Annotated in this window: 14 protein-coding genes; 4 read left to right on the forward strand and 10 right to left on the reverse strand. The window is 64.9% G+C overall.

The window, feature by feature from the left end:
• Positions 1-24: 24 nt before the first annotated feature.
• Positions 25-372 (reverse strand): DUF883 family protein, encoded by a 348-nt coding sequence (locus tag CYJ10_RS08040; RefSeq protein ID WP_307188098.1) that lies wholly within the window; start codon positions 370-372, stop codon positions 25-27.
• A gap of 270 nt (positions 373-642) precedes the next feature.
• Between CYJ10_RS08040 and CYJ10_RS08045 the strand changes: the two genes are divergently transcribed.
• Positions 643-1,281 carry a peroxiredoxin gene (locus tag CYJ10_RS08045; RefSeq protein WP_101680959.1) on the forward strand — a complete coding sequence of 213 codons (639 nt, stop codon included), beginning with the start codon at positions 643-645 and terminating at the stop codon, positions 1,279-1,281.
• A gap of 143 nt (positions 1,282-1,424) precedes the next feature.
• Here the strand turns inward: CYJ10_RS08045 and CYJ10_RS08050 are convergent, their stop codons facing one another.
• The gene (locus CYJ10_RS08050; protein ID WP_101680960.1) at positions 1,425-2,618 is read right to left on the reverse strand and encodes an acyl-CoA dehydrogenase; all 1,194 of its coding nucleotides are present in this window, start codon (positions 2,616-2,618) and stop codon (positions 1,425-1,427) included.
• A 199-nt stretch (positions 2,619-2,817) separates the two neighbouring features.
• Here CYJ10_RS08050 and CYJ10_RS08055 point away from each other — a divergent pair, with 199 nt between their 5' ends.
• On the forward strand, positions 2,818-3,627 hold the full coding sequence (locus CYJ10_RS08055) for an IclR family transcriptional regulator (protein ID WP_101680961.1): 810 nt from the start codon (positions 2,818-2,820) through the stop codon (positions 3,625-3,627).
• Positions 3,628-3,715: 88 nt separating this feature from the next.
• On the opposite strand, the gene kynA is transcribed toward CYJ10_RS08055, so the two are convergent.
• From kynA to kynB, 3 genes are read right to left on the reverse strand one after another with little or no spacing between them, the layout of a single operon-like run.
• Positions 3,716-4,597, reverse strand: a complete 882-nt coding sequence (gene kynA / locus CYJ10_RS08060) for a tryptophan 2,3-dioxygenase (protein WP_101680962.1) — start codon at positions 4,595-4,597, stop codon at positions 3,716-3,718.
• A gap of 12 nt (positions 4,598-4,609) precedes the next feature.
• Positions 4,610-5,866 (reverse strand): kynureninase, encoded by a 1,257-nt coding sequence (kynU, locus tag CYJ10_RS08065; protein WP_101680963.1) that lies wholly within the window; start codon positions 5,864-5,866, stop codon positions 4,610-4,612.
• Between the two features lie 30 nt (positions 5,867-5,896).
• On the reverse strand, positions 5,897-6,559 hold the full coding sequence (gene kynB, locus CYJ10_RS08070; RefSeq protein WP_374703237.1) for an arylformamidase: 663 nt from the start codon (positions 6,557-6,559) through the stop codon (positions 5,897-5,899).
• A 157-nt stretch (positions 6,560-6,716) separates the two neighbouring features.
• Between kynB and CYJ10_RS08075 the strand changes: the two genes are divergently transcribed.
• Positions 6,717-7,205: an Lrp/AsnC family transcriptional regulator gene (locus CYJ10_RS08075; RefSeq protein ID WP_101680965.1), complete on the forward strand. Its 489-nt coding sequence runs from the start codon at positions 6,717-6,719 to the stop codon at positions 7,203-7,205.
• A 1-nt stretch (position 7,206) separates the two neighbouring features.
• Here CYJ10_RS08075 and CYJ10_RS08080 read toward each other — a convergent pair whose 3' ends face one another.
• The gene (locus CYJ10_RS08080) at positions 7,207-7,797 is read right to left on the reverse strand and encodes a flavin reductase family protein (RefSeq protein ID WP_180862858.1); all 591 of its coding nucleotides are present in this window, start codon (positions 7,795-7,797) and stop codon (positions 7,207-7,209) included.
• A gap of 361 nt (positions 7,798-8,158) precedes the next feature.
• On the opposite strand from CYJ10_RS08080, the gene msrA reads away from it, so the two are divergent.
• Complete coding sequence (gene msrA / locus CYJ10_RS08085; RefSeq protein ID WP_101680967.1) at positions 8,159-8,701, forward strand: peptide-methionine (S)-S-oxide reductase MsrA; 543 nt, start codon at positions 8,159-8,161, stop codon at positions 8,699-8,701.
• Here the strand turns inward: msrA and CYJ10_RS08090 are convergent.
• From CYJ10_RS08090 to CYJ10_RS08105, 4 genes are all read right to left on the reverse strand, one after another.
• A complete protein-coding gene (locus CYJ10_RS08090) occupies positions 8,698-9,777 on the reverse strand; it encodes a DUF72 domain-containing protein (RefSeq protein WP_101680968.1) in 1,080 nt (359 codons plus the stop codon). The two genes, msrA and CYJ10_RS08090, sit on opposite strands and share 4 nt — an antisense overlap.
• 3 nt (positions 9,778-9,780) lie before the next feature.
• Positions 9,781-11,022 (reverse strand): SAM-dependent methyltransferase, encoded by a 1,242-nt coding sequence (locus CYJ10_RS08095; RefSeq protein WP_101680969.1) that lies wholly within the window; start codon positions 11,020-11,022, stop codon positions 9,781-9,783.
• A 256-nt stretch (positions 11,023-11,278) separates the two neighbouring features.
• On the reverse strand, positions 11,279-11,917 hold the full coding sequence (pdxH, locus tag CYJ10_RS08100) for a pyridoxamine 5'-phosphate oxidase (RefSeq protein WP_101680970.1): 639 nt from the start codon (positions 11,915-11,917) through the stop codon (positions 11,279-11,281).
• A gap of 129 nt (positions 11,918-12,046) precedes the next feature.
• The gene (locus tag CYJ10_RS08105; RefSeq protein WP_101680971.1) at positions 12,047-13,246 is read right to left on the reverse strand and encodes an MFS transporter; all 1,200 of its coding nucleotides are present in this window, start codon (positions 13,244-13,246) and stop codon (positions 12,047-12,049) included.
• Positions 13,247-13,351: the final 105 nt, after the last annotated feature.

A 13,351-nucleotide genomic window follows, 5' to 3' on the forward strand; every position in this document is an offset into this window, starting at 1 on the left:
ATGGCTAAGGTACTGCAGTACGGCTTACTTGCGGTTCAGCAGCAGACCGATCAGCAGGCCCACGCCCGCTGCCACGCCCACGGCGCGCCACGGGTGGTCGTGCACGTAGTCGTCGGTGGCACGGGCGGCCGCCTTGCTCTTGGTCACGACGGCATCTTGCAGATCCTGGGCCTTTTCCTTGGCCTGCTTCAGCAGGCCCATGCCGCGCTCGCGCAGTTCGGCGGCTTTTTCGCCGGTGGTCGAGGCCGCTTGCTTAAGCAGTTCTTCGGCGTCGGACAGAACGGTCTTGACATCGCTCATCAGTTTCTCCTGTTGCGGGCGGTTAGGTTCAAGTGGGTGACATTTTGCCTTGCCCGCTCGGGCTTGTGGCATTTCTTGTCGTCCACTTAGCATATGTGGCGGCTGCCCATCGTTTCAAGCTCGCCGACACAATGCCGTATCGCTGTCACCAACGTGCCATCGGCCCCGGGCAGGGTTGCTACAAGGGAACCATGGCCCGATCACCCCGGTCTTTATGACTTCGAGTGATTTTGTAGTGACTTTATATTCGTTTGGGTTGGATGGCAATCCAACTAAGCTGGTTCACCGGTTTTTACCTTTCATTACTTTCGTTTATTTTCCGTTTCTCTGGAGACTTCATTCATGGCACTGCGTCTTGGCGATATCGCACCGGACTTCGAGCAAGAATCGAGCGAGGGCCGCATCCGCTTTCACGACTGGCTGGGCGAAGGCTGGGGTGTCCTGTTCTCGCACCCGGCCGACTACACCCCGGTTTGCACGACCGAACTGGGCCTGACCGCCAAGCTGAAGGAAGAGTTTGCCAAGCGCAAGGTGAAGGCCATCGCCCTGTCCGTGGACAGCGTGGAGTCGCACAAGGGCTGGATTCAGGACATCAACGACACCCAGTCGACCTCGGTCAATTTCCCGATCCTGGCCGACAGCGACCGCAAGGTGTCCGAGCTCTACGACATGATCCACCCGAATGCGAATGAGACGCTGACCGTGCGTTCGCTGTTCGTGATCGATCCGAAGAAGAAGGTGCGCCTGATCATTACCTATCCTGCAAGCACCGGTAGAAATTTCAACGAAATCCTGCGCGTCATCGACTCGCTGCAGCTGACCGACCACCACAGCGTGGCCACGCCGGGCAACTGGCAGGACGGCGACGACGTGGTCATCGTGCCGTCGCTGCAGGACGAAGAGGTGATCCGCCAGAAATTCCCGAAGGGCTACAAGGCGGTGCGTCCGTACCTGCGTCTGACGCCGCAACCGAACAAGTAAGAAAAAGCCGGGCACGGGGGTAGTCCCCGGCCCGGCTCAGTACGGCTTTACCGATGTCGTAAAACGGCGGGGTCGTGCCCGTCGTCTCCTTGGTAGTGTGCTTCTGCCCGGCTTTTCAGCCGGGCTTTTTTACGTCCGGACGATCAGAAGAACGCCTGCAGGCCGGTCTGGGCGCGGCCCAGGATCAGCGCGTGGATGTCGTGCGTGCCTTCATAGGTGTTCACCACTTCCAGGTTCACCACATGGCGGATCACGCCGAATTCGTCCGAAATGCCGTTGCCGCCCAGCATGTCGCGCGCCACGCGGGCGATGTCCAGAGACTTGCCGCACGAATTGCGCTTCATGATCGAGGTGATTTCCACCGCGGCGGTGCCTTCGTCCTTCATGCGGCCCAGGCGCAGGCAGCCTTGCAGGCCCAGCGTGATTTCGGTCTGCATGTCGGCCAGCTTCTTCTGCACCAGCTGCGTCTGCGCCAACGGGCGGCCGAACTGCTTGCGGTCCAGCGTGTACTGGCGGGCGGTGTGCCAGCAGAACTCGGCGGCACCCAGGGCGCCCCAGGCGATGCCGTAGCGGGCCGAATTCAGGCAGGTGAACGGACCCTTCAGGCCCTTCACGCCCGGCATGAGGTTCTCTTCGGGCACGAAGACCTGGTCCAGCACGATTTCGCCGGTGATCGACGTGCGCAGGCCCACCTTGCCGTGGATGGCCGGTGCGCTCAGGCCCTTCCAGCCCTTTTCCAGGATGAAGCCGCGGATGTCTTCCTTACCGTCTTCACCGGCCAGCTTGGCCCACACGACGAAGACATCGGCGATCGGCGAGTTCGTGATCCACATCTTGGCGCCGCTCAGCTCGTAGCCGCCGTCCACCTTCTTGGCGCGCGTGACCATCGAGCCCGGGTCCGAGCCGTGGTTCGGCTCGGTCAGGCCGAAGCAGCCGATCCATTCGCCGGTGGCCAGCTTGGGCAGGTACTTCTGCTTCTGCGCTTCGCTGCCGAATTCATAGATCGGCACCATGACCAGCGACGACTGCACGCTCATCATCGAGCGATAGCCCGAATCCACACGCTCCACCTCACGCGCGATCAGGCCGTAGCTGACGTAGTTCAGGCCCGGGCCGCCGTACTGTTCGGGGATGGTCGGGCCCAGCAGGCCCAGTTCGCCCATCTCGCGGAAGATCTCCACGTCGGTCTTCTCGTTGCGGAACGACTGCAGCACGCGCGGCATGAGCTTGTCCTGGCAATAGGCCGCGGAGGCGTCGCGGATCATGCGCTCGTCGTCGGTCAGTTGCTGGTCCAGCAGCAGCGGGTCGGCCCAGTGGAATTCGGCGTTGGCAGCCATGGAGGTCTCCTTCTTTGGTGGCGCGGTGAAGGCAGTGCCGCCTTCATTCGATCCGGTCGATCAAAAAGTTTTGGTTCCGCATTGCGGAACCTTGTTCCGATGAGCTAGTATAGCTGAACCGATTCGCGCTGCAACAGGGGAAATCCGCCCCCTGGCGATTAGCGTTCGGCAATCGACCAACTTCCACAGGAGCTGTCTCTTGGCCACATCCACTGCCACGGCCGTCGAGCCGGTCCAGAAGGAACGCGAGAGCGATCCCAATTTCGTGACGGCCCTGGCGCGCGGACTGGAGCTGCTGCGCTGCTTCCGCACCGGCGAGGCGATGCTCGGCAATCAGGATTTCGTGCGCCGCACCGGGTTTCCGAAGGCAACCGTGAGCCGGCTGGCCGGCACGCTGGTCCAGTTGGGCTACCTGCGCTACGACGACAGCCTGGGCAAGTACGCGCTCGACGCCGGCGTGCTGGCGCTGGGGTTCTCGTACCTGTCGGCGTCCGACGTGGTGGCGCTGGCGCGGCCGCACATGCTGGCCTTCGCGCAGTCCTATGGCGTGTCGGTGTCGTTGGGCAAGCGCGAGCGCATGGAAGTCATCTACATGGAATCGATCCGGAACGATGCCGGCGTGATGCTGGGTCTGGGCGTGGGTTCGCGCCTGTCGCTGGTGTCGAGTTCGATGGGCCGGGCCTACCTGGCCGCGCTGCCGTCGGCGCGCCGTGACAAGGTGCTGGCCGAGTTTGCCCAGGCGTATCCTGAACAATGGAAGCAGCAGGAGGTACCGACGCGTGCCGCGCTGGCGCAGGCGGAGCGCGACGGCTATGCCGCGTCGTTCCGCGACTGGCACCCGGCCATTCACGCCTGCGCGGTGGCATTCAAGCCGGTGGGGGAGAAGGATCTGCACATGCTGAGCTGCAGTGCGTCGTACGGGGCCGTCAGCGAGGAGACGTTCAACGAAAAGCTGGCGCCCGCGCTGCAGGCGCTAGGGGTCAGGCTGTCGGATCCGGCGGGGCGGTAGGGGAATTTTCGCGCCCCTCTCCCGCTTGCAGGTGTTCAGACCGGGGGCATCGCCACGGAGTGGGAGAGGGGCGTAAACCGGGCGACGCTTACAGGTCCGTCCGCAGCTTCCACAATTCCGGGAACAGCACCACATCCAGCATCCGGCGCAGGTAGCTGACGCCTTCGGTGCCGCCGGTGCCGCGCTTGAAGCCGATCACGCGCTCCACGGTGGTCACATGGCGGAATCGCCATTGGCGGAAAGCGTCCTCCAGGTCGACGAACTTCTCGCCTAGTTCGTAGAGTTCCCAGTGCGCCGACGGGTTGCGATACACCTCCAGCCAGGCCGCCTCCACCGACGCGTTGTACTGCGTCGGCTGGGTCCAGTCGCGCTCCACCACGTCGGCGTCGATCTGGAACCCGCGCCGCGCCATCAGCCGGATCGCCTCGTCGTACATCGACGGCGTATGCAGCGCCGTTTCCACCAGTTCCAGATGCTCGGTCCGGTGCGCGTGGGGCCGCAGCATGGCCGCGTTCTTGTTGCCGAGGATGAACTCGATCTCGCGATACTGGTACGACTGGAATCCCGACGACGCGCCCAGGTAAGGGCGCATGGCCGAGTACTCGGGCGGCGTCATGGTGGCCAGCACGTTCCAGGCCTGCACCAGCTGATCCATGATGCGCGACACGCGCGCCAGCATCTTGAACGCTGGCCGCAGCTGGTCGTTCTTCACGCCGTCGCGCGCGGCGCGCAGTTCGTGCAGCATCAGCTTCATCCACAGCTCGGTGGTCTGGTGCTGGACGATGAATAGCATCTCGTTGTGGTCCGGCGACAGCGGATGCTGGGCGCTCAGGATCTGATCCAGACCCAGGTAGTCGCCATAGCTCATGTCGCGGGCGAAATCCATCTGTGCGCCATGCCAGCTATCTTCGCCAGCCGCGTCAGCCGGCTGGCTGCCGTGCCCCATCGGGCATCCCTTGAATTCACTCATGATGCGCTCCGCTCAGGTCACCGCCGTCCGCACCGCAAAGCGGGCGTCGCGATAGGCGCCGCTGTCCAGCACGTCGCGCATGATCTCCACAGCATCCCAGACTTCGGTAAAGCTCGTGTAGAGCGGCGTGAAGCCGAAGCGGGCAATGCCGGGTTCCCGATAGTCGCCGATCACGCCGCGTTCGATCAGCGCGGCCACCAGCGCATAGCCGGCAGGGTGCGCAAAGCTCACCTGGCTGCCGCGCTTGCCATGCGCGCGCGGCGTGACCAGGGTCAGCGGATGCTTCGCGCATCGTGATTCGACGAGTTCGATAAACAGGTCGGTCAGCTTGAGCGACTTCGCGCGCAGCGCGCTCATGCTGGTCTGCGCGAAGATGTCCAGGCCGCATTCGACCATGGCCAGCGACGTCACCGGCTGCGTGCCACACAGGAAGCGGCTGATGCCCTTGGCCGGGGCGTACTGCGGCGACATCGCGAACGGCGCGCCGTGGCCCCACCAGCCAGACAGCGGTTGCCAGAACTGGTCACGCAGCGCGGGCGCCACCCAGACGAAGGCGGGCGAGCCCGGGCCGCCATTCAGGTACTTGTACGTGCAGCCGATGGAGTAGTCTGCGCGCGCGGCGGTCAGGTCCACGGGCACGGCGCCGGCCGAATGCGCTAGGTCCCAGACGGTCAGCACGCCGCGGGCGTGCGCGAGTTCGGTCAGGCCGGCCATGTCGAGCATCTCGCCGGTCTTGTAGTTGACGTGCGTCAGCATCAGCACGGCCGTATCGGCGCCGACGGCGGCGTCGATCTCCTCGGGGCTGTTCACCAGGCGGACTTCGTAGCCTTGCTGCAGCAGGTCGGCCAGACCTTGGGCGATATAGAGATCGGTCGGGAAATTGCTGGCCTCGGACACGATCACGCGGCGCGACGGGTCGCGTTGCTGCTGCACGCGCAGCGCGGCGGCCAGCACCTTGAACAGGTTGATCGACGTGGTGTCGGTCACCACCACCTCGTCGTGGCCCGCGCCGATCAGCGGCGCCAGGCGGTTGCCCAGCCGGCCCGGCAGGTCGAACCAGCCGGCGGTATTCCAGCTGCGGATCAGGCCATCGCCCCATTCGCTGCTCACGACCTCGGCGGCACGCGCCGCGGCGGCGCGCGGGCGGGCGCCCAGCGAATTGCCGTCGAGATAGATCACGCCGGCAGGCAGGGCAAATTGTTCGCGCAGCGCGCGGAGCGGGTCGTCCCGGTCCAGCGCCTGGCAGCGTTCACGTGTCAGGTTGGTCATGCTTTCCGTGTTCAGAGGGTTCGGGAGGATTCAGAGCGCACGCAGCACCGCGCGGACCGGGCTTGCGTCAAGCGTGGCCAGGCGCAGCGGCAGCGCGATGAGTTCGTAGTCGCCGGCCGGCACGTCGTCCAGCACGATGCCTTCGAGAATGGCCAGCCGGTGGTCGCGCACGGCGTGGTGGGCGTCCATCGTCTTCGAGGTTTCGGGGTCCAGCGACGGCGTGTCGATGCCGATCAGCTTCACGCCGTGGCGGGCCAGCAGCGCGATGGTCTCGGGGGCGACGGCGCAGAACGCCGAATCCCACGCGGCCTGCGGCACGCGTTCATAGGTACGCAGCAGCACGCGCTGCGGCACGTCGGCCAGCGCCGATTCGATGTGGTGCGGCTCTACGCACGGCGCGGCGCCGATGCAGTGGATCACCCGGCAGGGGCCCAGGTAGGCGTCGAGCGGGACATCGCCAATCGGCGCGCCATCGGCCGCGTAGTGCAGCGGCGCATCGGCATGGGCGCCGGTGTGCGGCGACATCGTGATGCGGCCAACGTTGACCGGGCAGTGTTCGTCCAGTTGCCAGGCGGGTTCGTGCCGGAACGGCGTATCGCCGGGCCAGACCGGCGTGGCATTCGACACCGGCGGGGTGATATCCCAGATCTGGCGCGCGGCGCCGCTGGGGGCGTTCATGGGGGCGTTCGGCATGGTGACTTGCAATCTCCTGGGCGCGTTTCTGAAGACGCGGTGCGTGTGGGGATCATAGTCAAAAGCGCCGAGAAGAGGCTTGCGAAATGGCCCGTCACAGGCGTCATCTTTCGCATAAAATTGTGTGGATCAAGCAAGAAAACGTGGATTCTGCGAAATGACCCTCGATCCGATTGATTTACGCATCCTGACCGCCCTGCAGGAGAACGGCCGCATCAGCAACCAGGACCTGGCCGACCGTGTGGCGTTATCGCCATCCGCATGCTTGCGCCGCGTGCGGTTGCTGGAAGAAAACGGGGTGATTGGGGGCTACAAGGCATGGTTCGACGCCGAGCAACTGGGGCTGGAACTCGAAGCCATCGTGCAGGTGTCGATGCGGCACGACGTGGAAGGCTGGCACGACACGTTCAACGCTGTCGTGCAGACCTGGCCCGAGGTACTGACCGCCTATGTGATCACGGGCGACAGCAACTACATCTTGCGGGTGCAGGCGCGCAACCTGAAGCACTACTCCGATTTCATCGTAAATCGGCTATATCGCACGCCCGGGGTGATGGATATCCGCTCGAACATCGTGCTCCAGCGGATCAAGACGGACGGATCGCCGCTGGCGATCCTGAAGGACAGCAAGGACGCGAACCCGTGACCTAGCGTTCGCGCGCCTCGATCTGCTCAAGCGGATCGAGTGGGCACAGCGTGGAAAACTGCGCGCCCTGGAACACCAGCGGCTCGCCGCCGGCGTCGAGAATGCCGCAGCGTTCCACTTCGCCAACGAAGATCACGTGGTCGCCTTCGTCATAGCGGCTGCGGTTGTGGCACTCGAACCAGGCCAGGGCATTGGCCAGGACAGGCAGCCCGGTCTCCGACAGCCGATAGTCCACGCCGGCAAAGCGGTCGCCCTTGAGCGTGGCAAAGCGCTGGCACAGGTCCAGTTGTGAGGCCGAAAGCACGTTGATGATGTAGTGCGAGCCATCGCGGAACATCGGCAGGCTGTTGGCGCGCGTGGCCATGCTCCACAGCACCAGGGGCGGATCGAGCGATACCGAATTGAACGAACTGGCCGTGATGCCGACGAACGGCGCGCCGTTGGCATGCGGGTGGCCGGCGGCACGCGTGGTGATCACCGTCACACCTGTGGCGAACTGCGACAGCGCGTGCTTGAAGTGACGGCTGTCAAAATCGGGGGCGGCGGCCTTGCGGCCCCGGGTAGCGGGGACGTCGACCTCAGGAATGCCCATGTCTCGGGCTCCACACAAATCCATGATCTTCATATCGGGATGGCCAGCGCGCATTCAACACGCCAAACCTAATCCGGGGGGGCGGCAATTTCGGTGGCCTGGCGCACACATGACGCGGGCCTGCCAGACGCGCGCTGCGGGACGACTTGCAGGCGCCAATACAGGTGCGATTGTAGCGGACTCCGGACATTTCACGCGGAGTGGCCCTTGAGGGACACTGACACGGCCTTTACGCCATCCCGATTGCACTTGTTTCATTTTTAACGGCAGTTCGCTGCGCCATTGTTTATGCTGGATTTTGATGCCCGCTAGAGCCGGCGCGGTGTCGGAACCCCCTGAACGCGGGAAAGGGAGCGAGCAGATGGATCACGAACTTGAGATTGCCACGCTCGGTGGCGGGAGTTTCTGGTGTCTGGAAGCGGTGTTCCAGCAGGTGCATGGCGTGCGTGCCGTGGAGTCGGGCTACACCGGAGGCTATGTCCACCATCCCACCTATCGCCAGGTGTGCGAGGGCGATACGGGCCACGCCGAGGTGGTGCGCCTGACCTTCGACCCTGCCACGATCACGTTCCGCGAGATTCTGGAGATCTTCTTCTCGATCCATGATCCGACCCAGCTTAATCGCCAGGGCAACGATGTGGGCCTGCAGTACCGCTCGATCATCTTCACGCATTCCGAGGCCCAGCGCGCCGTGGCCGAGTATGTGATGGGCGAACTGGTGGCCAACAAGGTGTTCGACGCGCCGATCGTGACGCAGCTTGAACCGGAGCAGCCGTACTGGCGCGCCGAGATGAGCCACCAGAACTACTACCAGGAGCACCCGGCGCAAGGCTACTGCGCGTTCGTGATCACGCCCAAGCTGGCGCAGTTCCGGCGCGACTTTTCGCACCGCATGCGTCGCTAGGCAGGCAGGGTCGCGTCTTCCAGCCGATCGGCAATGGCCGCGGCCAGCCGGGCGATGCTCAGCGGCGCGCAGCCTTCGGCATTGTTGCTGACGATGACGTAGGCGGGCTGGCCAGTGCGCAACGTGTTCGCCACCACGTCGGCGATGGCGTCGCGCGTCGCATCGTCGGGGTCTACGAGCTTGTCAAAGGGCATGTAGGCCTTTTCGGCCATCGCATAAGAGCGGCCCTCGCGCAGCATCCAGCGCAGCACCAGCGGGCCGGGCGCGCCGTCGTCCATCAGCGCCTGCGCCTGGGCTTGGCGCGATACCGGCGGCAGGCGGTCACGGGCAGCCAGGCAGAAGCGCACGCCGCGCTCGCGCAGCAGGCGGATGTAGCGCGGCGTCAGCAGCGCCGGATCGCGCATCTCCACGGCATAGCACGCGTACGGGGTCAGGCTGGGGTCCAGCGGCGGCAGCGCGGCCAGGAAGGCGTCGAGCCGCGCGAAGAACGCCGGCCCGTCATCGGCCACGCTTTGCAGTGGCGACAACTGGAACAGCAGCGGCCCGCAGCGCAGGCCAAGCCCACCCGTGGCCGGCACGATGAAATCGCGGATGGCAATTTCGGCGTTCAGGAATGCCGCGTTGGCCAGGCGCCCTGTGCCGTCGGGGCCGCGCAGCCACGCATCGCAGACGCTGGCCGGGGCCTTGACCAGAAAGCGGAAGCCCTCCGGCACCTGTGACGCGTAGTTCAGGTAGTCGGCTAGCGGAATCGGACCGTAGAAGCCGCGGTCGATGCCTGCCGCATGCAGCAGCGGGTGCTGGCCGCAGGCGCGCAGGCCCTTGCGGGATAGCAGGCTTTCCGTGTACTGGCCGTCGTAGACCATGCCGTGCCAGCCCGGATATGACCACGACGAGGTGCCGAAATACAGGTTGGGCGGCAGCCGGCCGGCGAGCGCGGTCAGCGCGGCATCGGGCGTCCAGGGCTGGACGACCTTGCCAACGGGCTTTTTATTTTCGGGGGTGCCGGCCGCGGCGGGCCGGGGCGAGGCGTCCGGCGATGCCGGGGCATCGCCGAACAGGTCGAGGTTGTCAGTCAAACGTCAGACGGCATTTCCAATCGGAGAGGCGTAAATATAGCGCCGCGAGATCGGGAACGTGTCGGCGGCGCGATTTGCCTTCTGACACACCACCTGGTGCAGCGACATGATGCTGTTGGTGAACGCGTGCTCGCAGCCGGCCAGGTAGACGCGCCAGATGCGGTACTTTTTCTCGCCCACCATGGCCCGGATCGCGTCGGCGTTCGTCTCGAAGTTGTCGCCCCAGTGCCGAAGCGTCTGGGCATAGTGCCGGCGCAGCAACTCCACGTCGAACGCCTCCAGGCCGCCCTTGGCCATCGTGTTCAGCACCATGCTGATGTGCGGCAGCTCGCCCTGCGGGAAGACGTAGCGGTCCATGAAGCCCGAGCCGTCGAGCGGCACCGCGCCGCTGTCGGGGTCGGTGGCCGTGATGCCGTGGTTGATTGCCACGCCATCGTCCTTGAGCAGGTCGTGGATGCGCTGGAAGTAGCCGATCAGGTTGTCCTTGCCCACGTGCTCGAACATGCCGACGCTGGTGATACGGTCAAACTGGCCCTGGATATCGCGATAGTCCTGCAGCCGGATCTCGACGCGGTCCTGCAGCCCGGCGGCCTTCACGCGCTCGGTGGCCAGGTCGAACTGGTTCTGCGACAGCGTGATGCCCACGCACTGCGCGCCGAACTTCTGCGCGGCGCGAATGACCAGCGCGCCCCAGCCGCAGCCGATGTCGAGCAGGGTCTGGCCCGGCTGCACGTGGATCTTGGTCAGGATGTGATCGATCTTCTTGAGTTGCGCCGTGGCCAGGTCTTCGACGCCTTCCTCGAAATACGCGCACGAATACACCATGCGCGGATCGAGCCAGAGCGCGTAGAACGCATTGGAAACATCGTAGTGATACTGGATCGATGCCTTGTCTTCGGCGCGGCTGTGCGCGAAATGCTGCGCCACCTTGGCCAGGGCGCCGCCCGCACTGCGCGCGGCGGCTGCCGACAGGCCATAGCCCATCTTGATGATGTCGGCCAGGCGGCCATCGAGGTCGATCTTTTCCTGGACGTATGCCTCGCCCAGGTTGTCCAGGCTTGGCGAGAGTAGCAGCGGCAGCGCCGAGGCCTCGCGTACGGTCAGCGTGACCTCGGGTTTGTCGAACTGGCCAAGCTGGTACTCGCTGCCATTCCACAGCCGTAGCCTGACAGGCAGGTTGGCGTGCTCGCGCACGTCGGAAATCCAGCTATCAAGCTGCTTGTCAATTGCGTGCTTGAAGAACATGCGGCTTTCTCCCGATTGGTTGATTATCCCTCTCGAATGAAATGCCCCGTGGTCGGCTGCGCAGACTGCGTGTTGGAACGCAGCACTGGCCCTGGGGGCGCACCGATGCATGGCCGGTGCGGCATCCCAACAACTTTAATCCAAATCGCGGAATTGTGCAGTGTGGGGCGCCGCAGTCAGTGGCTGTCAGCACAAGCAGACATTGACGATGCAGCGATGGCTCCCGGTGCAGCGAGCCGCCCCACGATGTGCCGGCTCAGGGCGACAGCCGGACGATCTGCCAGGTGCCGTCGGCCTGCTGCCGGAAGGCGATGCGGTCGTGCAGGCGCGACGGGCGACCCTGCCAGAACTCGATCCACGTCGGCCGCAGGCGGTAGCCGCCCCAGTGCGGCGGGCGGGGTGGGTTGTCGCCGAACTTGCTGCGGAAGTCGGCTTCGCGTGCCTCCAGCACGTCGCGACCGGCCACCTCGCGGCTCTGTTCGGATGCCCAGGCGCCCAGGCGCGATCCAAGCGGGCGCGACGCGTAGTAGGCGTCGCTCTCGGCATCGTCCACCTTCTCGACGATGCCTTCCACGCGCACCTGGCGTTCGAGCTGCACCCAGTGGAACAGCAGCGCCGCGCGCGGGTTGGCTTCCAGATCCAGCCCCTTGCGGCTTTCGTAGTTGGTGAAGAACGTGAAGCCGTTGGCGTCCATGCCCTTGAGCAGCACGATGCGCGCCGACGGCTGGCCATCGGCGCCCACCGTAGCCAGCGTCATCGCGTTGGGTTCGGGCAGCTTGGCCTGCATGGCCTCGTCGAACCAGTTCTGGAACTGGCGGATCGGGTTGCCTGCCACGTCGGTTTCGGAAAGGGCGCTCAGCATGTAGTTGCGGCGCAGATCAGCGAGTTGGGTCATATCGCATATCGAAGAGTCGGGCCGCACGGGAACCGTGCGGACGAGGATGATTCGAGTATAGCGAATGCGCCGCTCACCGCATTTGCGCCATGGCAAAGCGGCATCGCTGTTTTACGAGTCCGCCAGTTGCTAGTCCGACAGTTTCGGCGCGGCGATCTTGCGCGTCTGCCGCCGCGAGTAGTAGTTGGCCATACCCATTGCGCCCGCCATCGACAGGAAGATCGGCAGCATGCCCAGTGCGGTACCCACCACCCCGAACGTGAGCGGCCACACCACCTGGCTGGTATTGAGCACGGCGGAACGCAGCCCCAGTGCCTCGCCGGCGCGGCCCGAAGGCGAGACCGTATGCAAGATGTTCATGACATTGGGCTGGGCACTCCCCAGCGCCAGGCCCAGCACGAACGCCAGGGCGCACATGAGCCAGAAGTGCGACACGAACGGATAGACCACGTATGCCAGCGCGCCCACCAGCAGCGCCAGCCGGATGATTTTCCATTCCGAGAAATGGCGCGACACCATCGGCATGGCAATGCGGATGGCCAGTGTGGCGATCGAGAATGCCCCGAGCACCCAGCCGATCATCGACGGCGACAGGCCGATATGGGTGCCCTGGATCGGGATCAGGAACGCGTGCAGGTCCCACGCGGCGGACAGCACCGCGCTGGCGACGAACACGGCACGCAGTTCGGGATGCTGGAGCAGGTCCAGCGTCGAGTGGCGCGAGCCGTCTTCGATGGCCATGCGCCCGGCGTTGCCGCCAGTGGCCGGTAGGCGCGGCCGCACATACTGCAGCCCGGCCTGGCCCAGCAGCGCCACGCCCACCAGGATGCAGAACGCGGTACGAAAGCCCGCGTGTTCGATCGTGTAGCCCATGGCCACGGGCCCGAGCGTGCCCGAGATCGACAGCCCCAGCGCATGCAACGTGTAGTTGCGCAGGCGGGTCTCGTTGGTCGACACCTGCCCGATCAGCAGTTGCATGGCCACCTGTACCAGCATGAAGCCCACGCCGATCAGCGCGCACGCCGCGTACAGCGACGCAATGTCATGCCAGATCGCGGGCAGCAGGGTACCGGCCACCACCATCATCGACCCGGCCGTCATCGGCAGGCGCGGGCCGATTTCGTCGATGCGCTTGCCGGCGCGAATCGCCAGGAACATCGGCAACAGCGCATAGAGCGACATCAGGATGCCCAGCGTGACCGTGGACGCCTTGAGCGAGATGGCAAATAAGGAAACGACGACACGACTGGCGTTGAACGCCACGTGGTTGCACACCGTCAGCGCGATCAGCCAGCTGATCGGGGGAACGGCGGCATGAGGCAACGTCATGGCAGGGGGTGCGCGGGGGCGGGGAAGGTGGTTCGCGCCGCCGGCAAGGGTCTCTGGTCCGGACGATAAGACGCGCGAAAAAAGAAAATCAGTGCGGCCGGAGCC

This window comes from Cupriavidus pauculus, assembly GCF_002858765.1.
In the GTDB taxonomy this organism is placed as follows: domain Bacteria; phylum Pseudomonadota; class Gammaproteobacteria; order Burkholderiales; family Burkholderiaceae; genus Cupriavidus; species Cupriavidus pauculus_B.